The sequence below is a fragment of the Pseudomonas sp. NFACC56-3 genome, assembly GCF_900100025.1.
GTDB lineage: Bacteria > Pseudomonadota > Gammaproteobacteria > Pseudomonadales > Pseudomonadaceae > Aquipseudomonas > Aquipseudomonas fluorescens_AA.
On sequence record NZ_FMTK01000023.1, the window covers coordinates 1 to 25,892 of the forward strand.

The 25,892-nt window shown below is 56.3% G+C and carries 23 protein-coding genes and 1 tRNA gene; 12 read left to right on the forward strand and 12 right to left on the reverse strand.

Annotated elements, in window-relative coordinates; genetic code table 11:
- The 5 genes from BLO80_RS29995 to BLO80_RS24070 all read left to right on the forward strand — a co-directional run.
- The coding region (locus tag BLO80_RS29995) for a hypothetical protein (protein ID WP_218189381.1) at window positions 1–1,581 on the forward strand (1,581 nt) is incomplete at its 5' end.
- A gap of 96 nt (window positions 1,582–1,677) precedes the next feature.
- On the forward strand, window positions 1,678–3,342 hold the full coding sequence (locus BLO80_RS24055; RefSeq protein WP_218189382.1) for a ShlB/FhaC/HecB family hemolysin secretion/activation protein: 1,665 nt from the start codon (window positions 1,678–1,680) through the stop codon (window positions 3,340–3,342).
- Between the two features lie 450 nt (window positions 3,343–3,792).
- Window positions 3,793–4,629, forward strand: coding sequence for a response regulator transcription factor (locus BLO80_RS24060; protein ID WP_092331688.1), 837 nt, complete (start codon window positions 3,793–3,795; stop codon window positions 4,627–4,629).
- Window positions 4,629–7,028, forward strand: coding sequence for a hybrid sensor histidine kinase/response regulator (locus tag BLO80_RS24065; RefSeq protein WP_092331685.1), 2,400 nt, complete (start codon window positions 4,629–4,631; stop codon window positions 7,026–7,028). The genes BLO80_RS24060 and BLO80_RS24065 overlap by 1 nt, the downstream gene beginning before the upstream one ends.
- A gap of 1 nt (window position 7,029) precedes the next feature.
- Window positions 7,030–9,381 carry a TonB-dependent receptor gene (locus tag BLO80_RS24070; protein WP_092331682.1) on the forward strand — a complete coding sequence of 784 codons (2,352 nt, stop codon included), beginning with the start codon at window positions 7,030–7,032 and terminating at the stop codon, window positions 9,379–9,381.
- On the opposite strand, the gene BLO80_RS24075 is transcribed toward BLO80_RS24070, so the two are convergent.
- Window positions 9,365–10,450 carry a sensor domain-containing diguanylate cyclase gene (locus BLO80_RS24075; protein ID WP_092331680.1) on the reverse strand — a complete coding sequence of 362 codons (1,086 nt, stop codon included), beginning with the start codon at window positions 10,448–10,450 and terminating at the stop codon, window positions 9,365–9,367. The genes BLO80_RS24070 and BLO80_RS24075 overlap by 17 nt on opposite strands.
- Before the next feature lie 303 nt (window positions 10,451–10,753).
- Between BLO80_RS24075 and BLO80_RS24080 the strand changes: the two genes are divergently transcribed.
- Both BLO80_RS24080 and BLO80_RS24085 read left to right on the forward strand, forming a co-directional pair.
- On the forward strand, window positions 10,754–10,987 hold the full coding sequence (locus tag BLO80_RS24080) for a DUF4160 domain-containing protein (protein ID WP_175459544.1): 234 nt from the start codon (window positions 10,754–10,756) through the stop codon (window positions 10,985–10,987).
- 3 nt (window positions 10,988–10,990) lie between these two features.
- On the forward strand, window positions 10,991–11,476 hold the full coding sequence (locus BLO80_RS24085) for a DUF2442 domain-containing protein (protein ID WP_092331675.1): 486 nt from the start codon (window positions 10,991–10,993) through the stop codon (window positions 11,474–11,476).
- Window positions 11,477–11,580: 104 nt separating this feature from the next.
- On the opposite strand, the gene BLO80_RS24090 is transcribed toward BLO80_RS24085, so the two are convergent.
- On the reverse strand, window positions 11,581–11,829 hold the full coding sequence (locus BLO80_RS24090) for a pyocin S6 family toxin immunity protein (RefSeq protein WP_092331672.1): 249 nt from the start codon (window positions 11,827–11,829) through the stop codon (window positions 11,581–11,583).
- A gap of 12 nt (window positions 11,830–11,841) precedes the next feature.
- Complete coding sequence (locus BLO80_RS24095; RefSeq protein WP_092331670.1) at window positions 11,842–13,038, reverse strand: S-type pyocin domain-containing protein; 1,197 nt, start codon at window positions 13,036–13,038, stop codon at window positions 11,842–11,844.
- 294 nt (window positions 13,039–13,332) lie between these two features.
- Between BLO80_RS24095 and BLO80_RS24100 the strand changes: the two genes are divergently transcribed.
- A complete protein-coding gene (locus BLO80_RS24100) occupies window positions 13,333–13,563 on the forward strand; it encodes a DUF6429 family protein (protein WP_092331667.1) in 231 nt (76 codons plus the stop codon).
- A 19-nt stretch (window positions 13,564–13,582) separates the two neighbouring features.
- On the opposite strand, the gene BLO80_RS24105 is transcribed toward BLO80_RS24100, so the two are convergent.
- The 3 genes from BLO80_RS24105 to BLO80_RS24115 all read right to left on the reverse strand — a co-directional run bounded on the left by BLO80_RS24105 (window position 13,583) and on the right by BLO80_RS24115 (window position 15,622).
- Window positions 13,583–13,849, reverse strand: coding sequence for a Rho-binding antiterminator (locus BLO80_RS24105; protein WP_092331665.1), 267 nt, complete (start codon window positions 13,847–13,849; stop codon window positions 13,583–13,585).
- Between the two features lie 83 nt (window positions 13,850–13,932).
- Window positions 13,933–14,820, reverse strand: coding sequence for a dihydrodipicolinate synthase family protein (locus BLO80_RS24110; protein ID WP_092331662.1), 888 nt, complete (start codon window positions 14,818–14,820; stop codon window positions 13,933–13,935).
- Between the two features lie 19 nt (window positions 14,821–14,839).
- Window positions 14,840–15,622, reverse strand: coding sequence for an aldolase (locus BLO80_RS24115; RefSeq protein WP_092331659.1), 783 nt, complete (start codon window positions 15,620–15,622; stop codon window positions 14,840–14,842).
- Window positions 15,623–15,772: 150 nt separating this feature from the next.
- On the opposite strand from BLO80_RS24115, the gene BLO80_RS24120 reads away from it, so the two are divergent.
- Window positions 15,773–16,339 carry a helix-turn-helix domain-containing protein gene (locus BLO80_RS24120; RefSeq protein ID WP_092331657.1) on the forward strand — a complete coding sequence of 189 codons (567 nt, stop codon included), beginning with the start codon at window positions 15,773–15,775 and terminating at the stop codon, window positions 16,337–16,339.
- A 506-nt stretch (window positions 16,340–16,845) separates the two neighbouring features.
- Complete coding sequence (locus BLO80_RS24125) at window positions 16,846–17,205, forward strand: DUF6124 family protein (protein ID WP_092331654.1); 360 nt, start codon at window positions 16,846–16,848, stop codon at window positions 17,203–17,205.
- Between the two features lie 793 nt (window positions 17,206–17,998).
- Here the strand turns inward: BLO80_RS24125 and BLO80_RS29650 are convergent.
- From BLO80_RS29650 to BLO80_RS24135, 3 genes are all read right to left on the reverse strand, one after another.
- Entirely contained in the window at window positions 17,999–19,687 is a 1,689-nt protein-coding gene (locus BLO80_RS29650) for a hypothetical protein (RefSeq protein ID WP_139197108.1), read from the reverse strand.
- A gap of 9 nt (window positions 19,688–19,696) precedes the next feature.
- Window positions 19,697–20,803, reverse strand: a complete 1,107-nt coding sequence (locus BLO80_RS24130) for a protein kinase domain-containing protein (protein WP_175459545.1) — start codon at window positions 20,801–20,803, stop codon at window positions 19,697–19,699.
- An 86-nt stretch (window positions 20,804–20,889) separates the two neighbouring features.
- Entirely contained in the window at window positions 20,890–22,848 is a 1,959-nt protein-coding gene (locus BLO80_RS24135; RefSeq protein ID WP_092331648.1) for an ATP-binding protein, read from the reverse strand.
- A gap of 693 nt (window positions 22,849–23,541) precedes the next feature.
- Between BLO80_RS24135 and BLO80_RS24140 the strand changes: the two genes are divergently transcribed.
- Window positions 23,542–23,736, forward strand: a complete 195-nt coding sequence (locus BLO80_RS24140; protein WP_092331645.1) for a hypothetical protein — start codon at window positions 23,542–23,544, stop codon at window positions 23,734–23,736.
- A complete protein-coding gene (locus tag BLO80_RS24145) occupies window positions 23,733–24,059 on the forward strand; it encodes a low molecular weight protein tyrosine phosphatase family protein (protein WP_092331642.1) in 327 nt (108 codons plus the stop codon). Before BLO80_RS24140 ends, BLO80_RS24145 begins: the two co-directional genes overlap by 4 nt.
- Window positions 24,060–24,093: 34 nt before the next feature.
- Here BLO80_RS24145 and BLO80_RS24150 read toward each other — a convergent pair whose 3' ends face one another.
- The 3 genes from BLO80_RS24150 to BLO80_RS24160 all read right to left on the reverse strand — a co-directional run bounded on the left by BLO80_RS24150 (window position 24,094) and on the right by BLO80_RS24160 (window position 25,890).
- Complete coding sequence (locus BLO80_RS24150) at window positions 24,094–25,143, reverse strand: PD-(D/E)XK nuclease domain-containing protein (RefSeq protein ID WP_092331640.1); 1,050 nt, start codon at window positions 25,141–25,143, stop codon at window positions 24,094–24,096.
- A 44-nt stretch (window positions 25,144–25,187) separates the two neighbouring features.
- The gene (locus tag BLO80_RS24155; RefSeq protein ID WP_092331637.1) at window positions 25,188–25,517 is read right to left on the reverse strand and encodes a hypothetical protein; all 330 of its coding nucleotides are present in this window, start codon (window positions 25,515–25,517) and stop codon (window positions 25,188–25,190) included.
- A gap of 288 nt (window positions 25,518–25,805) precedes the next feature.
- Window positions 25,806–25,890: transfer RNA gene (locus BLO80_RS24160), tRNA-Leu, on the reverse strand.
- Window positions 25,891–25,892 lie beyond the last annotated feature (2 nt).

Sequence of the window (25,892 nt, forward strand, 5' to 3'; positions counted from 1 at the left end):
GACTTGGCGATCAACGAAGGACTGGCTACCAGCGGCAATGTGTTCCTGAACATCGGCGGCAAGACCACCCAGGATGCCAACGGCAACATCACCGCCGATGGCCTGGCCCTCAACGGTGGCGACTTCGAGTTGCGCAACAACGGCAACGTGGTGGGCGACATCGCCAGCGAGGCAGGCAAGGTCGCCTTCAACAACACCGGCAACCTGAAGGTCGGCACGCTGACCGAAACCGACGGTAACGGCAACGTGGTGAAGGTCACCACCGGCGTGAACAACACCGGCGACGTCAGCATCGGCACCCAAGGTGACTTGGCGATCAACGAAGGACTGGCTACCACCGGCAACGTGTTTCTGAACATCAGTGGCAAGACCACCCAGGATGCCAACGGCAATATCACCGCCGATGGCCTGGCGCTCAAGGGCGGGGATTTCGATCTGCGCAACGCCAGCAACTGGGTCGGCGATATCGCCAGCCGAGCGAAGGATGTCAGCTTCGTCAATCGGACCGACGTCACCGTCGGCACGCTGACCGAGACGGCACTGGACGGCACCCAGCTGGATCAGATCGTCGGTATCGGCAACACCGGCAAAGTCCAGGTTGTGACGACCACCGGCAACATCACCCTGGCCGAGAACGTCAGCACCACCAGCAATGCCGCCGATGCGATCGTGCTCAACGCCGGTCAATCCGCTTCGGCGGGCGTGGCTGCGGGCGGTGACGTGAAGGCCGACGCGGGCGTGACGGTGTCGACCGGCGCTGGCGGTCGGGCGGTGATCTACACCGGTAGCCTCGCTGGCAGCACCCGCGTGGTGGATGTGGTCGGCAGTGGCAGCGGCAATTTCCGCTACAACAGCGACGAGCAACAGAGCAATTTCGGCAGGGCCTTGGGCAACACGGGCGTGCATGCCGTTTACCGCGAGCAGCCCGTCCTGGTGGTGTCCACCAACGGCGCGACCACCCAGACCAAGGTGTTCGATGGCCAAACCACGTTCAACGGCGGCGGTATCGCCGGTTATGACGCCAACGGTCTGTGGAACGGCGACACCAAGCCGATGCTCGGCAACCCACTGTATTCGGTCGGCACTCAAGGCCCGGGTTCGCACCTGATCAACATCGGCGGGCTGGCTGACCTCGGTTACCTGATCGTGAGCAGTCCGGCCAACGCCAATCTCACCGTGACGCCGTCGATTGATTATGACGCCGTGCGGCAGAGCGTCGCCGATGCGACACGCGTCGGCGCAGAGGTGAGTTCGCCTCATGCACCGGAGCTCAACCCGACCCAGGCGAAACCGGTCGACTGGTCTGATCGCGGAGTCGATGACGGCGGTCTGCTGCTGGTGGACCAGGGCGGCACGCGTGCCAACGGGAATACGGGCGACGGCGCGGGCAACGCCCTGGCGCAAGGCGACAGCGATTCGGCTGCTCAGGCCGAGGACACCGCCAGCGAGCGGGAACTGGCCGGGACCGTCTGCTCCGATGGCGGCGTATCCGAAGGCGGCGCCTGTGCGGCCTACCCACCGCAGACCGTGTTCGTCGTGCGCGGCGGTGTGCGCTTGCCGAGCCTGGCCATGCGTCCCTGATCCCTGACATCCACCTTTTCATTTGAAGGAACCCTTGGCCACGTCCCCGGACGTGGTCATGGGCTCAGGCAACCCGAATTATTCGAGATTGATCCCATGCAAAACAAACTGATGTCCTGCGCGGCCGGTCTGGCGTTGTTGTCCACTTCCCCGGCCTGGGCGGCGACCCTGCCGGCGCGCCCGATCCCCGACGCCGGCCGTATCCTGCAGGAACTGCCGATTCCGCAGCAGGAACTGCCGCAAAGCATTCGCCTGGATATAGACGCACCACAACCAGAGCAGGAAAAAGTCGGTGGTGCCAAGGTCCAGCTCAACGCTGTCCATTTCACCGACAACACGCGCATCGACGAGGCCAGCCTGCAACGCGTCGTCGCCCCGGCTATTGGTCGAGCCCATGACCTGGACGAGCTGCGGGAAGTGGCCCGGCAGGTCACGCTTTATTACCGTGAGCAGGGTTACCCGTTTGCACGTGCCTATTTGCCGGCCCAACGCATGGCCAACGGTGAACTGACCATCGCGGTGATCGAAGGCCGTTATGGGAAAATCACCGCCACCAACGACGATGCGAAACTGGCCGCGCAGGCGCAGCCGTTCCTGGACGACTTGCAACCGGGCGACGTGATCGAGCGTGACCGGCTGGAGCGCAGCATATTGGTGCTCTCGGACTTGCCGGGCGTGGCTGTTCGTCCGGTGATCCGGCCAGGTGAGGCACTCGGCACGGGCGATCTCGATGCCAAAGTGAGCAAGACCGAGGCCTTCGAGGGCAAGGCCACCCTGGACAACCATGGCAATCGGTATTCGGGGCGCAATCGCCTGACGGTACAAGGCGACTGGAATAGCCCGCTGATGCTGGGCGACCGGCTCAGCGCCGCGGTGATGGCCACCGATGAAGACCTGTATTTCGGCAGCCTCGGCTACTCGATGCCATTGGGCACCTCTGGCCTGCGTGGCAACGTGGGTTACGCCCAGAGCTCCTACGACCTGGGCGCGGAATTCGCCGATCTGGGGGCCACCGGTACCGCTGAGGTCAGCAGCATCGGCTTGAGCTACCCGCTCCTGCGCAGCAACCAGGCGAACCTCATGTTGGCTGGGCAATACCAGCACAAGGAACTCGAGGATAAGTACGAAGTGCTGGGCCTCAGTTTTGAAAAAAGCAGCAACACGCTGCCCATCAGTTTGCAATTTGACGTGAGGGACACTTTGTTCGGCGGCGGCATCACCTACGGCGGTGCGACGCTGACCTACGGTGACCTGAAACTGGACTCGGCCCTGCGCGAGGGCGACCGCCAGACCGCCCAGACCGAGGGCAACTTCAGCAAAGTGAACGTCGACCTCGCGCGCCTGCAAGCGCTGCCGGCCAACTTCACGCTCTTCGCCCGTTTCCTTGGCCAGTGGAGCAACGACAACCTCGACTCCTCCGAAGACTTCAGCCTCGGCGGCATCGATGGCGTACGGGCTTATCCGCAAAGCGAAGGTTCGGGCGACGAAGGCATGCTGACCCAGATCGAGCTTCGCTACCCGATCGACAAGCTCACGCCCTACCTGTTCTGGGACGCCGGCAAGGTGCGCATCAACCACGACGAGTGGGCCGATGAGAAAAACACCCGCAGCATCTCCGGCGGCGGTGTGGGCCTGCGCGCTCAATACGGCCAACTCTCATTCGACGCAACGGTCGCCTGGCGCCACTCCGGCGGCGAAGCGCAGAGCGATACGCGCCAGGAAAACCCGCAACTGCTCGCGCAGATCGGTTATTCGTTCTAATCGATTGCCGCTCATTTAAGGAACTCAACAACCCGTGGCGAGGGAGCTTGCTCCCGCTGGGCTGCGCAGCAGCCCCAAAGCAGCGAACTCAATCTATCTGGTACACCGAGTTGGCTGGTTTAGGGCCGCTTCGCCCGCCCAGCGGGAGCAAGCTCCCTCGCCACGGTTTAGTGAATTGCATCAACCCCGTTGGCCTCCGCGCCTGGGCTTTTTCCAGGCATAGCCCCCTCTCGTTCGATATCCCTCGCCACACGCCCCTGCGCCCCGCCCGTAACGCCCCGTATCGGTAGGCGCCACGAGGGGACGACCGTTTAACGCCCGTTAAAAATTTGATAGCTTCAGTTCTCACTCGATCTGCCGCTATATCGGTTTGTTGCCGGCTCGAAACGTGCTTCCGCGCTTGGCAATTGCACGACAGCGACCTGGCTAAACAAAAAAGAGACCTGGCGAATGGACAACGGACGATACGAAAGGCAGGTATTGACGGCGGCAGGCGTGGCGGCCTCCGAGCCGTTGCCGCATATTCTGTTGATCGACGATGTCCCCGAAGACATCCGCGCCACGCTCATTCTGTTGAAGACCCAACCTTGGCGCATTTCCCTGGCCAGCGATGCCTATCAGGGCTATCAACGCGCCCTTGCCCTGCGCCCGGACCTGATTGTCCTGGATGTGCACATGCCGCAAATGGATGGCTTCAGCCTGTGCCGGTTATTACGCGAGGCGCCGGCCACCCGGCATACCCCGATCCTGTTTCTGTCGTCGGCCAATACGTCGTTGGAGCGGTTGGAGGGGTTGACCGTGGGCGCGGTGGACTACATCCCCAAATCCTGCGCCCCCGAGGAAGTCCTGGCACGCATCAGGATCCATCTGCAATTGACCTGGCGAGCGCCACCGCCCATTGCGGACCACCCGGCCGATCCGCAACCGCAAGGCGATGAGATCGTGCTGCGCGCGGCGATGCGACTGATCGAAAACCAGCTGGACGACATACCGTCCCTGGGCATGCTCGCGCAAAAAGTCGGCACTCATGAAAAACGCCTCTCCGCCATTTTTCGCGAACACCTGGGGATGACGGTGTTTGCCTACATTCGCGACGCGCGATTGCGACGCGGCCAGGAACTGCTCTCCGAAAGCGCCATGAGCGTACAGGACGTCGCCGAAGTGGTGGGCTTTCGCAATGCCTGCAACTTCACCACCGCGTTTCGACAGCGAATCGGCATGACGCCCAGCCAGTTTCGCCAGCAAACCCTGGGCTTCGTTGGTGCAGAGTCGGTCGGGCGCGCCTGATGCGGCTCCTACGGTTTCTGGCGCTGACGATCGCTTCGTTGTCCGCCGGCCTGCTCCACGCCGCGCCCGTGGAGCTGTGCCGGGCTGAGCGTCTGGACCTGATGCCTGCGGCGCAGATTTTCGAAGACGCCCAGGCCCACTTGAGCCTCGAAGAAGTCGCCCGACTGCCCGACACCCATTTCAACCCCGCCACCCCGCGCTGGCCGAGCCAAGGCTACAGCCGCTCCGCCTTCTGGTTGAAATGGCAGCTCACCAATTCCAGCGATGCGGCGTGTTCGCGCTTGCTGGTGGTCGGGGCGCCGCGCCTGGACGACATCCGCGTCTTTCAATCGTCAGCCGGGCACTGGCGTGAAGCCCACGCCGGAGGCGCCTATCCGTTGGCCGAATGGCCCCAGCCGGCGGCGCGCCAACCGGCGTTTCCGGTGTCGTTGGCGGCGGGGGAGAGCGTCACGGTGTTCGTTCGCGTGACGAGCCATTTCCAGATGCTGCTGGAGCCGGAGCTGTGGTCCGAACCGGCGCTGCTGCGCAGTCAACAACGGACTTACCTCAGCGACGGGCTCGCCCTCGGCATTGTCCTGCTGGTCGTCCCCTTCGGCCTGATCGTCGGCTGGATCCTGCGCTCGCGACTGCTCACCGTGAACGCGGGCGCGGTGCTCAGTTATATCCTGCTGACCTGCATCGTGAACGGCTACCTGATCTACTGGCCCAGCGCCCTGGGCTGGATGCGCGAATTGCTGACCCTCGCCAGCGCGCTCTCGTTCGTCCTGTTCCTGGCCTATTTCCGCGTGCTGTTGCAGGTGTCCCGGCTGCCAAAAATCATTGGCTGGAGCTATTGGGTACCGCTGGTGGGCTGTGTCCTCGGTCGACTCTGGTGGCTGAAGGTCGATCCAGTCCAAGGCGCGTACTGGGTCCAGGTTGCCCTGTTCAGTTTCTATGGCGTGTTGCTCGCCACGTTATTCATGGCTTGGCGCAGAAGGCTCACTTACAGCTGGATGGCGTGGCTGGTGCCGGGGCTCTTGTTCGCACAATTGCTGATGCGGATGTTTTTCCCGCAAGAACAGTTGCCCTGGCAGTCGCCGGAAAGCAAATACAGCCTGTCGTCTACGCTGGCGGGCGTGGCGTTGCTGGTGTGCACGTTGATCATGGAAGTGGCCCGCAGCCGCAACCGCGAAAAACACGCCCTGACCACCCTCGAACAACAACGCCAGGCCGAGCACGAACGCCTGGAAAGCACCGTGGCCCTGCGCACGTCGCAGTTGCGCGACTCCCTGGCGGCCCGCAGTGCGTTGATGGCGCGCATCAGCCACGACCTGCGCTCGCCGCTGGTGCGCATCATCGACTATGCGCGTCTGCTGCACGCCGGGCCCAACCGCGACTATCAGGCGACCATCGAACGCAACGCCCGCCAGCAACTGGAACTGATCGACGAGATGCTCGAGTTTTCCCGTGGCGAGCTGGAGCAAATGCAACTGACCCTCGCGCCGGGCTACCTGTACGGGTTTCTCAACGAGATCGCAGACGAAGCGGGCTTTCTCGCCGCACGCCAGGGCAACACCTTCGAGGCGGTGCTGGCCGATGACTTGCCGCCACTGGTGGAGGCCGACTTCAAACGCCTTCGGCAGGTGCTCATGAACCTTCTGGCGAACGCGGCGAAATTCACCCGCAACGGCCAGATCCGCTTCGAAGTAGATTGGGCCCCGGGCGCGGCCGCCAACACCGTGGAACTGCGTTTCAGCGTGATCGACACCGGCATCGGCATCGACCCGCAAGAGTTCGAACAACTGCTGCAACCGTTCCGCCGCGGCCGCAATGCCCAGCGCTACGAAGGCAGCGGGCTGGGCCTGTCCATCGTCACCCAACTGCTGGAGCGCATGGACAGCCGTCTCGAACCCCAAGCCACCGGGCAGGGCAGCCACTTCAGTTTCCGCCTGCAATTGAATGGCGCCCAAGAACACGACCTGGAAAACGGCATCGTCGACAACAACGCCATGCCGTTTGATGGCCAGGGCAAACACGTCCTGCTGGTGGACGACGTCGAGCAGAACAGCGAATGGCTCTATGACTTGCTGGCCGGTTACGGTTTTGACGTGAGCATGGCGGCGAACGGCGAAGACGCCTTGGCCTGCCTGGCGCAGCAGCCAATCGACCTGCTGATCAGCGACCAGATGATGCCCGGCATGGACGGCTGGGCGCTGCTGCGCCACGTGCGCGAGCGTTGGCGCCATCTGCCGGTGATGCTCTATTCGGCAGTGCCGCCGCGCAGGCCGCAGGACTATCCAGAGGATCTGGCCTTCGACGCGGTCCTGCTCAAGCCCGCCGACAGCCGCGAATTGCTGGCGTGGGTCAAGGCGCTGGCCTGCCCGGACACCACGCGTCGCGCGTTGGCACGGGAGCACTAGGATGCCGGGTTTGGGTTACCGGTTGTTCCTGCTCGGCGGCCTTTCGATGTTGCCCTGGGCGTCGGTCCAGGCCGAGCAAGCGGCGCCCGGCGCCCTCACGCTCGACGCCACCACCGTCACCGCTCGCCGCCGCGAGGAAGACCCGCAACAGGTGCCGATCCCGATCAACGTCCTCTACGGCGAGCAACTGGACGAGGCCGGCCTGCACCGCCTGCAAGACATCCAACAGCGGGTGCCCGGCCTGGTGGTGTCCGGTCACGACGCCCGTTATGCCGGCTTCGGCCTGCGCGGCTTCGGCGCGACCGCCTACAACGATGGCCTGGAAGGCAGCGTCGGCACCTACGTCGATGGCGTTTACCAGGCGCGCCAGGGCATGGCCTTCACCGAGTTGATGGACATCGAGCGCATCGAAGTGCTGCGCGGGCCACAAGGCACCCTGTTCGGCAAGAACACCACGGCGGGCGCGCTGAACATCATCACTCGCCAGCCAACCTTCCAGCCCGAGGCCAACCTCGAAGCCAGCTACGGCGAGCGCGGCCTGCGGGAATATCGCGGGACGGTTTCCGGGCCGTTGCAGGACGACGTGCTCGCTGGCCGACTCAATGTTTTCGACAGCTCCACCGATGGCACCGTGGAAAACCTGCAAGACGGCGCCCGCCTCGGCGACGCCGACAGCCATGGCCTGCGCGGCCAGTTACTGTGGACGCCGACCCCGGATTTCAGCGCCCGCCTGATCGCCGACTATGCCGAGCAAAACGAAGCCGGCAACGTCCTGCTGGTCAATCACTACAGCCAGCAGACCCGCAAGCGCGCCCAGTTCCTCGGCTATCCATTGTCGGAGCCCGACCCTTACAAGCGCGAGACACGCATCGACGCGCCGGGCCATCCGCAAACCCTGCAGAACGGTGTCTCACTGGAGTTGAATTGGGACCTGGACGAGGCGATGCGCTTGACCAGCATCACCGCCTACCGCGACTGGGACTACCGCGCCACCCGCGACAGCGACAGCACCGCGCTGTCCGTGGCCGAATCCGAAACCGAGCTGGGCCACCGGCAGTTCAGCCAGGAATGGCGCCTGTCCGGCACGGTCGGTTCTTCCGTCGACTATGTGGCCGGGCTCTATTACCTGCGCCAACAACTCGACCGCGAGATCGACGCCGAATTCGGCAAGGACGCCGCGCCCTGGTTCGTCGGCGATCAGCTGGAAGCCTTGCGCAAGCTCTACGGCATCACCTTCACCGATCCGAAACAGGTGCCGGCGATGCTGCTGGACGGCGCCCGGCAACGCTATGACGGCGAGCAGAAGGGCGACAGCCGAGCCATTTTCGGCCAGCTCTCCTGGCGCCCGATCGACCCGCTGGAACTCACCGGCGGCCTGCGTTACAGCCAGGAGCGCAAGGACGGCTGGATCTCCCGCGACGTCAGCAACCTCGCCCCGCTGACGGGGTTGCCAGCGGTGTTCCAGTCCGGTGGGCTGTTGCTGCGCGACATCGCCCTGGGTGGTGGTTATTACCGCGAGGACTCGATAAAAGAAAACAACGTCTCCAGCCTCCTCAGCGCCAGCTACCGCTTCAGCGATGGGGTGATGGGCTACGTCAGTTGGTCGCGGGGCTACAAGGCCGGCGGCATCAACTTCGACGTGGTCGGCCCGTTCACCGCGCCCACCTTCGAGCCGGAGCGCGCCACGTCCCTGGAACTGGGCATGAAGACGCGCTTCTGGGACGAGCGCGCATTGCTCGACCTCGCCGTCTACCAGACCGACGTCGACAACTACCAGGCGCTTACCTACAGCCCGCCCACGTCCATGTTCGCGCCACCGCTGCGGGACAACCTGATCAACGTCGGCAAGGTCCGCCTGCGTGGCATCGAGCTGGATTCCGCCTGGCAACTCACCCCCCGACTCACCGGGCGCCTGGGCCTGGCCTGGAGCGACGCGCGTTATCGCAGCTTCCCCAACGCCCCGTGCCCGCCGGCCTCGGGCCAATGGACCTGCGACCTCAGCGGCGACCGCCTCTACAACGCGCCGGAATGGAACCTCAGCAGCGGCCTCGACCACACCCATCCGCTGCCCTATGGGCTGGAAGCCTTCAGCGGTATCGACTACAGCTTCCGCACCGGCTACTCCGGCACCCTCGAAGGCGGCGAGGGCAGCTATCAACCCAGCTACGGCCTGACCAATTTGCGCCTGGGCCTGCGCAGCCAGGACCGCGCCTGGGAAGTGGAAGGCTGGGTGCGCAACGTCTTCGACCGCAACTACATCACCGCCGTGTATTCACTGCTCGGCGCCGGCGACTATGGCGTCATGACCGGCAGCGAACGAACCCTCGGCACCACTGTCAGGCTTCGCTATTGAGCGAAATAAACCGCGTCGGACAAAACGCCAGACGATTGCCGCCGGCCTTTTTCGACAGGTACATCGCCTGGTCCGCCTTGCTGATCAGCCCATCGACCTCCTGCCCATGCTCCGGAAAAAACGCCACGCCGATACTGGCGGCAATCTCCACCGTTTGCGCGCCAATCAAGATCGGCGCATTGGCCGCCGCCAGCATCCGCTTGAGCAACGGCTCGCTGTCCTCCACCGCCTGCAAATCCACCAGCCCCGCCACGAACTCATCGCCACCGAGCCGCGCCAACGTATCCCCTTCACGCAACGTGGCATTGATCCGTGTCGCGACAATCTGCAACACCCGATCACCCCAGTCATGCCCATAGCTGTCGTTGAGCGCCTTGAACCCATCGAGGTCGATAAACGCGATGGCCACTTTCTGCTGATAGAGAGCGGCCTTGCCCAGGGCCTGGCGCATCCGTTCGGTCAACAGCAACCGGTTGGGCAGTTGCGTGAGCGCGTCATGCCGAGCGTCACGCTCCAGTAACTGCAGGCGTTGCTTCATCTGCGTCATGTCGCTGAACAACGCCACATAGTGCTGAACATTGCCATGCCGGTCATGCACCGCGCTGATGCTGATGCGCGACGTCATCTCCCGGCCATCCTTGTGATTGCTTTGAATTTCACCGGACCAGTGCCCGTGGAAATCCAGCGCATTCTTCATTGGCGCATAAAACGCCGCGAGCCGACGCACCATGCGATGGGAATTCAACTCCCGGCCCTTTATCTCTTCTTGCCCGTAACCGGTGAGCCGCGTGAAGGCCTCGTTCACGGCGATGACCCGACCGTACGGGTCAACCAGGATGACCCCCTCCCGAGCGTGGCTGAACACCGTGGCGGCCAGCTCCGGGCGCACGGTGTCGAGGCGACGGTCCAGGGCGCCTTCGTCGCGGGTGGCCGGCCAGGCCTTGTCGTCGAAACCTTGTTGCGCCAGGTAGCGGGCCAGAGAGGAAAGCGCTTGGTGCAGGCGGGTCAGGGCATTCGTGGCGAGCCTGGAATCCAGGCAGTAGCGACGGATGAAGGTGCGTAGGCTCATGGGAAAACACGGTGCTCGGTTGTAGCGCTAGGGGGTGTGGAAAGAAGGCATTATCGAGGTAGGGGGTTGTGAGGGGCTTTGCTGGAGCGGATGGGGGCTTTGCGGGGAGGGATGGAGTGGAAAGATTTTTATGCCGGGTCTGTCAGACCCGTTGAATGGCCAGACTCACGAGCCGACGTCTCCTTGCGCTTTTGTTTGCTCAAGCCTTCTCAGACCAGTCGCGCTTCGGCGGGAAAAGGGGTCGCGCTCAGCATCTGACGGCTGACCTTGTGCTAGGGAAAAAAATTCCCTAGCATGCCTGGCATGGCTACCGTATATAGCTACCGTAACTGGAAAATAAAAATCTACCCGGACGATCACGCGCCGCCGCATTTTCATGTGCAAACGCCCGATGGTGAGTCGCTGGTGGAGATCGACGGGCTCCAGGTGCTTGGCAGAGGGGCCAACCCTAAGTCCCTGAAAGCCGCTTTGGCGTGGGCGGCAAAGCACACCGCTGACCTGCAGCGTGTGTGGAATGAACAGAATCGGAGGAGCTGACCCATGATCAGCAAAGCCAGAATCAACAGCGTGAAGCCTGCCCCCGGCAAACATGCCTTGCAGGTGGAGTTTGCCAACGGTAAGCGCTACGACGTTGACCTGCGGGAACACATCCGACAATTCCCGGTACTCAAGCCCTTGGAGGACCTGTCGTTGTTCGGCACCGCCCAAGTGGGCGAATGGGGCTTCGATGTGAGCTGGGGTGATGACTTGGAACTGGCGGCGGTCACCTTGTATCGGTTGGCGCTGGAGCAAGCCGGTGAGGTGATGCCGACCCAGGCATTCAAGCGCTGGATGACTGTCAACAAACTCTCGTTGACGACTGCCGCGCAGGAGTTGGGCTTTACCCGTCGCACTATCACCGCTTACAGCAGCGGGACTTCAATGATTCCTAAGCATGTGGCCCTGGCTTGTAAGGGATGGGAGTTTGAGCACAAAGGCAAGAGAGCGACAAAGGCCAAGGGCCAAAAGATGTCTCAAATAGCTTGATGAGACTAGCCCCTTTGACTGCACTGCCCCATCGGATAGCTAGACCCTCTTATCTTTGACCAGCTAAGGTCCGAGGGGCGCAGCGGCGCTTCCTCGACCAAGGACTAGTCGGCACAAGTTCCGATGTAATATTCAAGCCCGGTAGGAAATTTTATATTTAGAATTTTTTCTATTTTTCTTAGCTGTTTTTCTGTTATCTCCAGCTCTCCTGGGCCAATTTCGTTGAATGGCTTGGCTTCAGTTATTTGGGCCAATGCTTCCTTTTGTTCGGCATCTTTTATGTGAGTTTCGAACTGTAATGAATCGTCCTTTTTGTCGTCTGGGTAGAAGCCTGTTATTGAGAAGAATGGCATGGTGTTCCTCTTTTATTGTCTTGGGGTTGTCCTGCCGGGTTTGGCAGGTTTTGTTTGACGGCCTGTCAAATGGTCGTACTCGCCCAGATGGTTTCCTAGCTTGTCGTACTTTTCTACGGCATTACTTTTGGAATCCCATTCATAAATACGTCCCTTCTTATCCACCCAACGTCTTCTTTTTTTGCCCCCGCCTTGTACGGACGATTTTGATTTTACCCTGACGGCATCGGGGAAGGCCGATAGCAGTATCGGAGCTTCGTAATACTTATGATCCCCCGGAACACTCAAAACCACATAAACCGGCCGAACCCCCGAATCCGCCGGAAACACCAGAATGAAATCCCTGTACTCCGGCGGATAGATCGGGTCGACGATGATGTTGTCGGCCACCGGCGTCGGCGGATAGATCCAGATGTTAGGTGCCTGTGGCGCCGCTTCCAGGGCAGGAATGCCGAGGGTGTCGGACGGGTCGGAGGCCGGGGTCCAGATCAGTTCGATGCCATCACCCAGGTCGGCGACGAATTGATCGGCCCGCGGGGTGAATTGGACAACATCGACCATTTCCCAGTCGGAGTTCTGGCCGGTGTAGAAGCCATAGCCCTTGAAACTGCCATCGGCCTGCTGCTCGATGCTCAGGCGCATGCGGCTGCGGGCTTGCTTGAGGTCGCGTAGCTGGTCTTCGCTGTACAGCGCGCTGTCGCCCAAGCTGGACGGCCAGAGCAAGGCGACGATGCCTGTCAGCAGGGCTGCGCCGACGGTGCCACCGGCAGCGGCAGCCGCGGAAGTTGCCGAACCGCCCAGCGCGAGCCTGCCCAAGGTAACGGGTACCGTGCCAGTGCCGATCCGCTTGAGGGGGATTGTGCCGGATGGGTCGGCGCTCCTGCCCCCGAGCCACATGAGATCACCGTACTGCTTGACCAGATCCGCTGGGACGTAGCCGTTGGGGTTGCTGTAATCGATGATGCCGTTGGGGAGCTTGCAGCTCTTGGCAAACACGCTTCCGGTTACGCTGGATAACGGCTTGCTATCCACCGTGGCCCAGCGCGTTTGTTCGTAGGCTGCCTGGCGGGCAAGCATGGCTTCATAAGCCTGCTGTAGGGCGTCGCGCTCGGCCAGTTCGCTGGCGCTCATGTCCCGATAAGTGAGGTGATGCCCGTCACCGCCGGGCGGGTTTCGGACCTGAGGGATGTCTTTTTGGCTTGTCGCCACGTGGTGAGTCTCGTCCAGTGAGTGCGGGTCAGACTCTAACGTGGGAGGAGAGGGGCGCGATGTAGGGGGTTTCTGAAGTGGTCGTTCCGGTTTCCTCAATACAGGTAGGGCTAGCTGCGGAGGAGCGAAGTAATCTGAAGCGGCAGCTCAGTTGGAGCCTATGAACCCGTGCCGTCATGGAGCAACACACCCGCGCCAGATAGCTAAACTCTCTGCTTATCTTTGACCAGATAGGGTTTAGGGGCGCTGATGCTGATTCGGCGTTACCAGCTAAACACGAGTGGAGTAGCGACCATGGATTACGACGACAAATTGATAGAGGAAGCTGTGCTTGCCTTGTTGGCAGCTTTCAGCTCCGACGACGGCAACGCCTGGAAAGGTTTCGACTTCGAAGTCATGAACCGATTGCATGAGCAAGGCCTCATCAGCAATCCGGTAAACAGGAACAAATCGATCTGGTTGACGACTGAAGGGCTGGAACGAGGTCGGCAGCTTGCCGACAAGTTGTTTGGAAAAGGGCGTTGAGGGGGCGCGTCTGAGCGGATTACCCACTCGCCAGCACAACCCGACCAAACCGGGCGTTGTCATCCTGCGGCGTAATCGCCAGCAACTGATCGAGGCGAATCTCTCGGCGACCTTCCGCAGTGTCCACATCAAGAAACTCCTCCCGCGTGGAGGCGGTACGTGTGGTGATCGCACGGGCGGTCAGGCGTTGGCCGTCAATCAGCTCAATGTCCAGCGTGTAGCCATACAGGCAGGCGATCTCCAGGTAATCATGCAGATCGCAGTTCAACGGTTGATAGGTCTTCATCCCAAGTGACCTCAATGGAGCGAGCGGACAGGTTAGGGCGCCACCTGTCCGTCGCAAAAGTAGAACTCAGCGCCCTGCGCGAATCAGAGCAGCTGTTTCAACATCGCCTGCAGTTGCTGGTTACGCGCCTCATCCAATGGAAAAACCGGCAGGCGCGGATCGCCAACCTCCAGGCCAAGAGTGCGCAAACCGGCCTTGATGGTGGCGGGCAAACCACCCTTGAGGATGAAATCCAGCAGTGGCAATTGACGATAGAACAACGCCCGGGCCTGGCTCAGGTCGTTGGCCAGTATGGCCGCATACAGGTCGAGGTTGAGCTGCGGGATCAGGTTCGGCGCGGCGGTGCACCAGCCCTTGGCGCCGGCCGCGAAGGCTTCCAGCGCCAGGGGGTTGCAACCGTTGTAGAACGGCACCTGGCCTTCACCCAGCAATTGCAGCTTGTGCATGCGCTGAATGTCGCCAGTGCTTTCCTTGACCATGGTGACGTTATCCACCGCGTTGAAAATCCGCAGGATCAGCTCCACCGACATGTCGATGCCGCTGGTGGCGGGGTTGTTGTAGAGCATGATGGGCAGGTCGATGCTGGCACCGATGGCCTGGTAGTGCGCGAGGATTTCCGCCTCGCTCAGTTTCCAGTACGAGGCCGGCAGCACCATCACCACATCGGCGCCCTTCGCCTGGGCAAAACGCGCGCGACGTACCGCCTTGGCGGTGGTCAGGTCAGACACGCTGACCACGGTCGGCACCCGGCCGGCGACGCGGGCAATGCTGAACTCGCTGACTTGGTCCCACTCGGCGTCGCTCAGGTAGGCACCTTCGCCGGTGCTGCCCAGGGGCGCGATGGCATGCACGCCGCTGTCGATCAGACGGTCGATGGACCGGCCCAGTGCGTCCAGGTCCAAGCCCTGGCCGTCGGTGGAGAAGGGCGTGATGGTGTAGCCGATGATGCCGTGGATGTTGGGGGTAGACATGGCTTCGCTCCTGGTGGGTTCAGTTCAGGCAATCGGCGTGTTGACGCAGGGTCTGCCGGGCGTAGTAGTTGAAGGCGGCCGCGTGGCGCTTGGGCCGGGCGATCCAGTCGTGGGCTTCGCGGCCCAGGTGAGGCAGGATCGGTTTCACCTCGCCGGCGGCCATGGCCAGCAATTGCAGCTTCGCGGCGCGTTCGATCAGTTGGGCGATGTTGCAGGCTTCTTCCACGGTGGCACCGGTGGACAACTGGCCATGGTGGGAAAGCAGGATGGCGCGCTTGTCACCCAAGGCACCGGCGATCAATTCGCCCTCCTCGTTACCCACCGGCACACCCGGCCAGCCCTCCAGGAAGGCACAGTCGTCGTACAGCGGGCAGAGGTCCATGTGGGAAATCTGCAGCGGCACTTCCAGCATCGACAGCGCGGCGATGTGGGTCGGGTGGGTGTGAATGATGCAATTCACATCCGCCCGGGCGCGGTAGACCCAAGTGTGAAAGCGGTTGGCCGGGTTGGGCATGCCATGGCCCTCCAGCACCTCGAGGCCTTCATTGACCAGCAACAGGTTGCCAGCGGTGATTTCATCGAAGCCCAGGCCCAATTGCTGGGTGTAATAGGTGCCCGGTTGCGGCCCGCGCGCGGTAATCTGCCCCGCCAGCCCTGAGTCGTGGCCGTTCTCGAACAGGATGCGGCAGGTCAGGGCCAGCTTTTGTCGTACAGTCCACGTATTATCCGGCAGTGTTTTCTGCATCTGGTTAACAGCATTCTGGACCAACTGGTCCTTGGGCGTCGCCAGTGTCTTGCTCATACCCGTTCTCCTGATTCGTGCTTTGACCGTTCTTGATCCGCGTCATGGAAGCTGTGAAAGGAAGGTGCTAATGACACTAAATAGACTATGTGACACAAAGTGTCATTTGCAATCGCAGATTGTCCGTTTCTCTGGAAATGTTGGTTACCTATGTCCATTCGCTTGAAATTGCTCAGGAAAAAACTCGGCATGACACTGGACGTCCTGGCCGAAAAAACCGGGATGACCAAGAGCTACCTGTCCAAGGTGGAACGGGGTTTGAGCACGCCCTCCATCGCCACGGCGCTCAAGCTCGCCAAGGCCCTGAGCGTCAAAGTCGAGGAGCTGTTCTCCGAAGAAAGCGTCTCCCTCGACAGCTACAGCCTGGTGCGCAGCGAAGACCGCCAATCCCTCGCGGCGAGCAGCGGCAGCTCCGAATACGCGGTATTGGCCCACCAAGTGTCCGAGCGCAGCCTACTGCCCTTCATCCTTTACCCGGCCGCCGAATTCACCGCCCATCACGCGTTCAAGGAACACACCGGAGAGGAGTTCCTGTTCGTGCACGAGGGCCAGGTGGAAGTGGACTTCATGAACGAGCGTGTGCTGCTGAACCGTGGCGATGCCTTGCATTTCAATGCGCAGAAGCCCCATCGGTTGCGTTCGGTGGGGGATGTTCAGGCGCAGTTGCTGGTGGTGGTGCATAGCGATGAGTCGGCGGAAAAGGGCGAGGGCGCCTAGCGGCCCCGATCGTAATGCCATCCAGGTAAATGTGGCGAGGGAGCTTGCTCCCGCTGGACTGCGCAGCAGTCCCCTCCAATGAGCGCCTCGCCACAGATCTTCCGATAGCCTCAATTGAACGGCATCGAGCACCTGCCCGGACCAGTCGAGCGGCATCTGTCAGTAAAGACCGACAGACACCAGCGACGAAGGCCCGCCAAGCCACAGCGCCTTGCGCCTTTGCCTACAACTACGCCAGAATCCGCCGGCTTGTGCGCCTGGGGTTGCGTCGGTAGCTTTGGACCTGTCACTGATGGTCAGTGATCGGGTTTAGCAGCTCGTGGTGAAACAGGTTGTGCAAGGCGTCATCCAGTCAGGATTCCCCATCCTGCACTTGATGGTGGCTGTGCGCAGGGCGTCCCCGGACGCGCCGGTTTCTTGTTTCCCCGGTCTGCTAACCTGCGTACAGCTGCCTCCCATCGTTTAGCAGCGAGTGGGTGATGGCTCCTACTACAGGAAGCAAGACGATGGTAAAAGATACGCCGAATCCCCCTGATACGAACGAACACGTCTCCCGTGCTCAGTCTGCCCGCAACAAGAAAATTGACGACGCTGCCACGCGAGCGTTGGATTACTACCTGAAACCCAAGCCTAAGGGTGAAACGTCTGACAAGTCCGACTCTATTTTTCGGATTGATCCGGGGGTTGATTCTGAGTGTTTGCTTGCGAATCTCAGTGAGAATCTGGCTTCGGCGAATGCGATGATCAGCGATTTGGCGTTTGATCTGGATGGGTCGAGGCGGCGCGTTGCGTTGGGGATTTTGCAGGTGATTGAGGTGAGTGAGCTGTTGGCGAATCGGGCTTTGGATATTGTTGAGGTGAGGTAGTCACTAGCGGCAGCAATAAAAAAGGTCTTGTTAACAAGACCTTTTTTATTGAAGAGCCATTTTACACCTGGTTTTAAGGTTTTTACTATAGCGTCTCTATCCGGATAAGAACCGAAAGCTTTATCGAGTACTGATGAAAATTTATATTTTGATAGTTTAAGGTCCCGGTATATACCGACTGCAATAGACCTGCTTTATACTTGTTTCTCTAGGCTCAGATCTGCTCTGTATTTTGTCGTCATCGCTAATGAGTCTTGAAACTATCTTAAATTATCATAACTATCTCCTCCCTCTAAAAGCTCTTTCTTGATGTCAAATGATGTGTCACGAATAAATAGATATGCCGAACTCCTTCACCTGAGACAAAATAAAAATAAGCAAGTATGCTGAACTGGATACTGTCCGGAATGATAGTTAGTTAAGCTTTTTGGGTCGACTTTTAGTGAGAGTTGGAATGACATAAGGGGAAACAGGGGCGAATTCAGTTCATTGTCCACTTTTCGATGGAGCTAGGCGGTGTGTTGCATTGGGATTTTGCAAGTGATAGAGATGAGTGAGCTGTTGGCGAGCCGGGCTTTGGATATTGTGAGGTGAGGTAAGGAATACCCGGGCATGAAGTGTCTAAATTGGTGAGGTTTTTTATGCCCGAGTAAGATTGTACGAGATGGGTAAGATAATGTTGTTTTTTATAAGTTCGCATCAAGTTGTATGTTTTCTGCGTTGAATGCTGCTTTGCGTTTAAATTAAAACATCGTGCGTGCGTGCGTGCGTGCGTTGTGGTAGTTGGCTTTCGTTAGGGTTTGTTTTTGGTTGTGGGGGCGCTTAGAGTAAATGGGCGAAAAATTTCTTTGCTGGAAAAGCGTTCAGGTAGCCAGAATTTTGATTCTAGATCTACATGCGTTACTTGCTTTATGTTGGAGTGCCCATTGCTCAGTTCGTCTGCAATTAGATGTGTGGATCCTTCATGGTTGAACCTAAATAGCCAGTTGCCAGATTTGTTAGATAGTTTTTCAATTTTTCTGAAGTAAAAAACTGCACCAGGATTTTCCGTGGTTTCTGTTTTTTTTGTAAGCGCAGCAGCTTTTATCATTATTTCTTGGGCCCAGTTTGCATCTGATATTAAAGCTTCTCGTAGATGATTAACCAAAAGTACAAATCTGAAATTTGGAGCGTGCCGTTCATATATTTCTTCAGCTAAATTATATTGCAGTCGTCCAGTTTCTAAATTGCCTGTGCGGTAGTGGAACATTCCTGTGTTTGCTAAGGCATGCGCTTTTAATGACCAGTCATCGTGCTCCGCTAACAAATTAAGAGTTCGTAGGATCTTATCAATAAAATCAGGTTTTTCGCTAGCGATTTGGTTTATGTCCGTGCTTGCGATCCAAGCAAAAATCTGATTTAGTTTTAATGTTGAGTTGTGTGGATTGGCCACTAGCCCTTTTGTAGTGATCTGTAGTAGCAGTTTATAATCGTCTAGCAGGGCGGCTAAATAGGATATTGCAATTGCTGGGCCGCTTGAGTAAGGCTCTTGGTTGTACCATGCTTTCGCGAACTCCATAGCAAGCGGTATATTTTGCTTACTATAGGCCTCCCAGTACTGGGCTTCATAAGCAACTATTTGTGAATCTAAGGGTACGTTAACTAGATTTTTTAATCTCGAATTTCGCTCTGCCCATTTAGCTTGCGCTAGAGAATTTTGGTTGGGAGCTAGCAGTGATTGTTTAAAAAAACTTTTTGCTTTTTTTTCTGCGCCATTCAAAAGTTCTAAGGTGCCAAAAGAGCTTGCTAATTCAGACATGTGTATAGGGGGAATGTTTGATTCTAATAAATTTCTTCCGTTTGAAAGCAGTTTGGATTGTCTGTTTGCCTTGCGGGAAACAGCCATTTCGGTGGCAATCAGCCATGGGTCAGCCTTTATGCTGGGATTTTTTAGAAGTGTGTAATGGGCCCGGTCGGGTTCGTTAAAATGCACAAAAACTCGTGCTCCAATACGAGTGATCCAACGGTGATTGTTCGCATAATGTAGGGCTGCCAGCATTGCTTTTATGGATCTCTCCTGTTCCCCAAAGATGGCATACTCTCTGGATAAATCGGCCCATATAAGAGGGTTGTTATTTGAAAGCTTAAGCTGTTTTTTTAATATCGATATTGGGTGTTCGGTGGGCTTGTCCGGGACTTGATAGTCCCATGGGTTATGTAAGAGCTTTATTAATGAAGGTGATAGAAGTCGTTTGTCTTTAAGAAATTGTGCAGCGATGTCAGCATTTTCTTGATCGTTTTCTATAATTGCGACGTTGAGAAGTTCTGTAGCGATACCGACGGTTTGGTTAGCATGGAACTCCTTAAGAATATCTGGGGCTGATCTCTCTATGTTGAAGTGCGTTTTATTTTTTTTTACCGAATTTAATTCAGGCATTCCCGCCACGCTGTGTGATGTCATCCAGGCAGGTAATACATCTCTATCTGTGTCAAGATGCTTCATAATGCATCCTCAGGATTTTGTAACTTTCAAGATTTTGCGAGCTTCGATAGTGGCTTTGAAACCAAGTCTGTCAAATTGAGAGACAAACCTATTAAGCCCAAGGTTAGAGGGTTGGGAGCTTAAAGTTTTTTTTGATCCTCTCTCACTAAAAGATGGCGTGCCACATTGCTGAAGAATATCGATGATTTCAGGGGCCAGCCAAGTCGGGAGTTCTTTTTCCCACTCTTGGAGCACCTCATTAAAGATTTTTATTAAATGAGGGAGCGCGTCGATGTAGGAAGCATGCGTTCCTCCCCATGCTATTGGCACTAGTTGCGGTGGGAGCCTGTTTTTTAACATGGTATTCAAGCTTGCAGAGAAGAGTAAGTAACTTATTAATGAGGCAAACTGATACAGGTCGCATCTTTGACGTCGATCATACCAATTATCTAGCTGGTAGCCGTATAGCTGTTCTGGAGGAGCATATGCATAATCTCCTGCTATTTTATAAAGGTCATTGCTACTGTTTATGTCTCGCTTGCTTGCACGGCCCAGATCGCCAATTTTGGCTGTGGCACCCCCAAAAATCATTACATTGGAAGGCTTTAGGTCTTGATGAGCAATTTCGGCTCCGTGTAATTGTATTAGTCCTGACGCTACATCTCGCAAGTAATATAGTTTTACTGATAAATCGATATATTCAGAACTACCTATGTAATTCCTGACATCCCCGCCATCCGCCAATTCCATTATCATGTATGGAACTGCACTAATTTGCTCGCCAGGAAAAGGAGGTAGGTTTACTTGTCCGTGTGATAGTATTTTAACTATCCTTTTCATATTTTTATCGGCGCAGATCGAATGAAGCTTGGTTTCGAATTCATAAGCCTGCAAATGAGCTAAGAGCGTAGTAGTGAATGTTTCCCCAGCGGCTACCGCATTGTTAATAGGTGTTAATATATCAAATGCTTTCAAAAAAGCTTTTCGTTCACCGCTTGCAACTTCATATGAAACTGAAAAAAATCCGCCCGTGCCGCCGCTGCGACGCCCCGTAGGAATCATATTTCCTACCTGCCATCCACCTTCCAAGGCGGTGCCGCTTAGTCGTTCTGCTGGATTAACGTTAGCTATACTCATCATTAGCTCCCTAAGTATGGATCCGTGCGGAATTTCATTCTGTAATATTAGTGTTTTAGCAGGTTGCGTCGAAGAAGTGTCCCCTTCTAAATTAGTGGTGCTCCAGAACCTGTGGTCTGGAGCAGTTGGGTTGCGTATACATTATCATCTTCTAAAAGAGGAAGTTGGTTTTGTACTGACTGTCCAAGTGCGATGCGCTGTTCCTCTAAAAACGGGGCGCCCTTAACTCGGTCATAAAGTTTCAGAAGACGACTTTTAGCCCGTGCTATAACAATTTGATAATCCATGGGTTGGATAATGCAATTATCATTGTCTCGCCGAGCCTCTTTCTCGAAGGGGTCCACTTCGTTGCCCAAAACAAAGCACGTAACTCTTGTGGTTCTGCTAATCAACCCTTTTTTTATCAGCTCGCTCACATACTTCCAGCATTGAGCTTTTTCGTCTGTGCTGATCGCTATTCCTGGTTTTTTAAGCTCCACTACTACTAATTTGTCAATCCCTATCTCGCCGCCGTCGCTATCGTATGTTGGATAACAGTACGTACCCACGGTACTATCTGGAAGAATCGCAAAGTCCGGGCGATTCCTACTTCCCATATCGTCAGATTTAAACAGCTTTTGTATTACTTTTGTCATTCCTTCATTTGAGGTGAACTCGATTGTTTCATACTCGGGTCCGAAAATCCAAAGTCCTTGATGGAAAAGTGGCTGTAGATCTTGAACTTCTCTCGTGTTGGTGTCTAGAACTCTTTCTTTTAGTTCGTCAAGAAGTTTAAGGCGGATCTGTAACTCGTCTAATACTTCTTTAGCTAAATCTAGGCTCCAATCGTTGAGGATATTGTGTAGGCTGTCTAGTTGGTCAGGTTTTAACTCATGCAGTTTGCTTATCAATGAGTACTTGTTATCTGATTTTTCTAGGCTCACTAATATCTCGGAGATTTTTAGTAGATCTTTTTCTGAAAGGCTGGGACACTCTTCTTGGACTTTTGTAATTACCTTTTCCCAGCGCTCCTTCCGCAGAGGAGTTAAGTTGCTTATCTGAACGTTCTGCTTTTGCTTGATGCTGCTTAAGGTTTGGTCCCGCTTTTGTTGTGTTTGACCTAGAATGTGAGCTTTTATGAATTCAAAACTTGCGTCTCGAGCTTTATTAAAGTCTGGCGTGTCGTTGAAGCCTGTCCAGTCAGCCTTGATTGCATCTTGTTTGCTGAGGAAGTCTGCATCAATGATGAACGTGTGGCGTTTGGCTTCAGCAGATCTTCCGTCAATTATTTCGTCGAAACCATTATCTTTCCAGTTTGCCTCACCTACTAACCGACCATTCACATGCCAAGCCACGCCGTGCTGTTTTGTTGTTTTGTCGGATTCTATTGTATCTATTATTTTTATTTTGAGTGTTTTATCTTTTTCGAGATTGATTTCATTGACTGAGATATTTGTTTCGGGGATGTTGGAGAAGTCAACTTTTACGCCATTTACGTAACAAGAGAATGACGGGTCTGTCAAAAATCTCATGCCTATTTCAGACGAAATTGTATTTTCTGGAATTCTGGAAGGAGCCGCGTCGGATACAAAAATGCGAGTTCCATTAGGCTTTGAGGTTTTTTCTGACTTAAGTTTGTTTGTTCTGAAGGGTGTCGAGACGTTCTCTATAGTTACTTCGTACTGAATTAATATTCCATTGTTTATGGTTTCTACTACGTAACGCTCTCCAAAACAAAAGCCTGCGAACCTTCCTATCCCGTTTTTTCCAAAAACTGTGCGTTTTTTGTTATTAATAATTATATTGTCGCCTTGGGAAGAGATTCTATCGTACGCCAATGTTCTCCAACGAGAAATAAATTCTTCTTCGGACATCCCAGTGCCATTGTCGCTGATGGAGAAGTTTTGTTCATTTTTCGGAGTAGGCCAAATTATTTTGACTTCGCTTGCTCCTGCGTCCCATGAGTTTGCGATTAATTCGACAATAGCTACTTTAGGGTCGTACAGAATGTTTCGCCCAACAAATTTCTCTAAAAATTTTGGTCCAAATAAGCATGCCTGTTCCATTAGTTTCCTCCTTGAGTCCAATTGTCAGAAAAGCGGTGGGACATGATTTTTTCAATACTATGTCCTATATCCATAACCCTAAAGTCCTATTCAAGGGCCGCCAAATTGAAGCCAGTCGCATTTAGTTCTTGGAGAGAAGTAGGGCTTCACCCCGCATGGTTAAGATTGGGGGGGACGGCATAACGCTACTACAGACATGGCCGTTTGGACAGAGCCGTTTCATTGATGTGAATGCTTTTGGGTCGCATTGGCTTTTTTCGCTCTGAACAGGGGGCGCAGACGTTCTTCGTTTCGCTAATATTTAGCCCGGTCGCCTGAAGGCAGGAGGAAAGGTGAGGGCTGTCCCGTTTAGGCAGGCGTTGAAGTTTATGGCCACGAGTGCGGAGCGTCCGTGTTAGCAGTCGGGATCGTTTGGAAGAAAGGTCTCAGCCTGCAACAGAGCTGAACAATGGTGCGGAGGGCATATATTGATAACTAAAATTATCATTAAAATCAATTGGATGATTAAGTGGAAAAGGGGGGGTGGCAGCGACACCTCCCCCCTATCTTTATCCCGAAACGACAGCCGTCACGGACCGTCTAACCACAGCTATCCAACCCCGCCCACACTAGCCACAACCCCAATTCACGCTTACCATCCCACCACCTCGTATTACCGCGGCTGCTGAACCCGGTACTCACGAGGAAACAACCATGGAAAGAACCCGCAGCTGGAGACGCGCGCAATCGCGCAAGCACAATGGGCGCGAAGCGATTAGCCCGCAGGACCCCAAACCAGAAAAGAACTGGAAGCTGATCTACACCCGTGCCGACAAGCTGCACCGGGCGCGTCAGCTCTGTATGAGCTATCCCATCCGCACCACCCGCCAACTGTTGGATCAAGAGTGACTAATCTCCTGTTCGTTTGCAGTCGTAACCAATGGCGCAGCCCTACCGGGGAGGCGATCTGGCGTCGACGTCCTGGTTTCAGTGCTCGTTCGGCGGGCACCAGCCCGAACGCACGCAAGCCTATCGGCCCAGCGGATATCCGTTGGGCCGATATCATTTTTGTGATGGAGCGCAAGCACGAGCATCGTCTACGGGCAGAGTACGCTCGGCTGCTTGAGCACAAGCAGCTGCATGTTCTGGATATTCCCGATGACTATCGCTTCATGGATCCTGAGCTGGTGGACATGCTTGAGCTGGCGGTGACGCCGTACCTGTGTATTTGAGCATTTAGGACAATCTTCACGATCCGCCCTTTCCTCAATGGCTAGGCGAAACGATCAGGCTCACAGGGAGCTCACCCGCAATCTCCGATAACTCCGTTTGCAATGCCACGGTGTTCTTAACAAGGCCGCGAGGGTCATAGACGAAAAAGATGATTGCATGGCATTCGGGATGGGCACGATAGCGTGCGATATCCAGGATCAGCTCGTCGGCTAGCGATCTTGCGGTCATACCGTCGCGCGTCATCTTGAGTTCAATAAAGAGCCCATGCTCAGGCAGGAAGAAGTCTGTGCGGGTGCCGCCTGCTGCCATGCTCGGGGACGGCTCTTCAGACTTTACGTTATCGAACTGCAATCTTAGCAACGCGTTGACCAGAAACTGGACGTCGTATTCATCGTCAAGCTGAACTCCCTTTCGGCCGCGCGGGCGGTGTTCCAAGTCTTTCGCAAAACGGTGAAAACGCAGCAGCATGCGCTCGATGATCTGGTCGGCTCGCTCTTCGGTAACGGGGAGGGCGGGCATATCAAAGGAGAAATGCTCCTGGAGTATCTGTTCCTCAAACCTGCGCTGCGCTTTTGGTGGTCTTTGGAAAATGACGCAGGTTGCTATCCCAATCAAAAACAGTTCGATGGTCAGAAACATAACCAGATAGCCTGTGACGACTGTCACTTTGTACTGGCCATCAAGCTTGTATTTGTTGCCTCCTCCTTGCCTGGGCTCGTCTCGTGGTACCAACTGCAGGTTGAAAGTGACCGTTACGCCGCCAATTCGGTGAACACCTTGTAAACCGCGCAGCGAGTCCAGGCCAATCTCGCCCCGGTTGTAGAGGTCGAGCAGAGCAAATATTTCCCGGGTTGCCTGTTGATACTCTTCGCTATTGATCACCTCAAGCACTGCGGGATTGGTAAGCCCCGAGTCCTCAAACCGTGGGGCTATCCAGGAGCAGTAGGTGAGGATGGGCATGAACACCAATATGGTGAAGCCGACCTTGGCGAACATGCGCCAGCGCCGGTTCTCCATCACTAACTCGCCCAGCGTGTCGTTTTCGCGACTTCTAACAAAAAATGCAGAGATCCATTTCAGCAAAACGTATTTCTCCAAGATGTTCGGTTGCGCCAGGTCTTGCAGGTTTACTGGATATCTTTCAGGTAATCCCTAAGAGTTAGAAGCGGATCCCGAAGCTCCGCTATCGTCTGGGTAGCGCTGAAGTCAGTCGCCAACCGGCCCAGTTCCCGTCCCAAAGCGGTGTTGCTGCCCCCAATTGCCTCCAGCGCCAAGTCCAAGCAGTGCTTCACTTTCGCCTGGATAGCTTGGATGTCTTCTCTGCGCACCAACAACCCAAACACTTCCCGCTCATAGTCCGCCATCAGGTGGTCATCCCGCAAAATCGGACTATGCCCCTCCGTCTCATAAGCCAGCTTCAGCGAGTAAAGAGCGACCGTTTCCAGTAGCAATTCCATGGAGTGAAATCCTTTGTCAGCGGGTGAGGAGGGGTGGTGGATCAACAGGGCGTCGTAAGGCGGAGCATCGGTGGGGGCTGTGACATTTTTGTGAGCGCTTTGCGCTCAAGCGGGAGTAAGCTCCCTCGCCACAGGTTCCTATTAGCCACAGATTCTTCCTTGCCAGAGGTTTGGTGGTTGGGGCCGCTTCGCGGCCCAGCGGGGATAAATCCCCTCGCCACAAATGGATCGGGTGACTTTCCTGCAGACGAAAAAAAAGACCTTGAATTTCAAGGTCTTTCTTTAAGATGGTGCCCCGAGGGAGACTCGAACTCCCACTCCTTTCGAAAACGGATTTTGAATCCGCCGCGTCTACCAATTCCGCCATCAGGGCTC

What these genes read in the sequence shown, in the direction of transcription:
- BLO80_RS24055 (WP_218189382.1), top strand. Translation starts at nt 1,678, where the DNA reads ATGCAAAACAAACTGATGTCCTGCGCGGCCGGTCTGGCGTTGTTGTCC.
- BLO80_RS24060 (WP_092331688.1), top strand. Translation starts at nt 3,793, where the DNA reads ATGGACAACGGACGATACGAAAGGCAGGTATTGACGGCGGCAGGCGTG.
- BLO80_RS24065 (WP_092331685.1), top strand. Translation starts at nt 4,629, where the DNA reads ATGCGGCTCCTACGGTTTCTGGCGCTGACGATCGCTTCGTTGTCCGCC.
- BLO80_RS24070 (WP_092331682.1), top strand. Translation starts at nt 7,030, where the DNA reads ATGCCGGGTTTGGGTTACCGGTTGTTCCTGCTCGGCGGCCTTTCGATG.
- BLO80_RS24075 (WP_092331680.1), bottom strand. Translation starts at nt 10,450, where the DNA reads ATGAGCCTACGCACCTTCATCCGTCGCTACTGCCTGGATTCCAGGCTC.
- BLO80_RS24080 (WP_175459544.1), top strand. Translation starts at nt 10,754, where the DNA reads ATGGCTACCGTATATAGCTACCGTAACTGGAAAATAAAAATCTACCCG.
- BLO80_RS24085 (WP_092331675.1), top strand. Translation starts at nt 10,991, where the DNA reads ATGATCAGCAAAGCCAGAATCAACAGCGTGAAGCCTGCCCCCGGCAAA.
- BLO80_RS24090 (WP_092331672.1), bottom strand. Translation starts at nt 11,829, where the DNA reads ATGCCATTCTTCTCAATAACAGGCTTCTACCCAGACGACAAAAAGGAC.
- BLO80_RS24100 (WP_092331667.1), top strand. Translation starts at nt 13,333, where the DNA reads ATGGATTACGACGACAAATTGATAGAGGAAGCTGTGCTTGCCTTGTTG.
- BLO80_RS24105 (WP_092331665.1), bottom strand. Translation starts at nt 13,849, where the DNA reads ATGAAGACCTATCAACCGTTGAACTGCGATCTGCATGATTACCTGGAG.
- BLO80_RS24110 (WP_092331662.1), bottom strand. Translation starts at nt 14,820, where the DNA reads ATGTCTACCCCCAACATCCACGGCATCATCGGCTACACCATCACGCCC.
- BLO80_RS24115 (WP_092331659.1), bottom strand. Translation starts at nt 15,622, where the DNA reads ATGAGCAAGACACTGGCGACGCCCAAGGACCAGTTGGTCCAGAATGCT.
- BLO80_RS24120 (WP_092331657.1), top strand. Translation starts at nt 15,773, where the DNA reads ATGTCCATTCGCTTGAAATTGCTCAGGAAAAAACTCGGCATGACACTG.
- BLO80_RS24125 (WP_092331654.1), top strand. Translation starts at nt 16,846, where the DNA reads ATGGTAAAAGATACGCCGAATCCCCCTGATACGAACGAACACGTCTCC.
- BLO80_RS29650 (WP_139197108.1), bottom strand. Translation starts at nt 19,687, where the DNA reads ATGAAGCATCTTGACACAGATAGAGATGTATTACCTGCCTGGATGACA.
- BLO80_RS24130 (WP_175459545.1), bottom strand. Translation starts at nt 20,803, where the DNA reads ATGAGTATAGCTAACGTTAATCCAGCAGAACGACTAAGCGGCACCGCC.
- BLO80_RS24135 (WP_092331648.1), bottom strand. Translation starts at nt 22,848, where the DNA reads ATGGAACAGGCATGCTTATTTGGACCAAAATTTTTAGAGAAATTTGTT.
- BLO80_RS24140 (WP_092331645.1), top strand. Translation starts at nt 23,542, where the DNA reads ATGGAAAGAACCCGCAGCTGGAGACGCGCGCAATCGCGCAAGCACAAT.
- BLO80_RS24155 (WP_092331637.1), bottom strand. Translation starts at nt 25,517, where the DNA reads ATGGAATTGCTACTGGAAACGGTCGCTCTTTACTCGCTGAAGCTGGCT.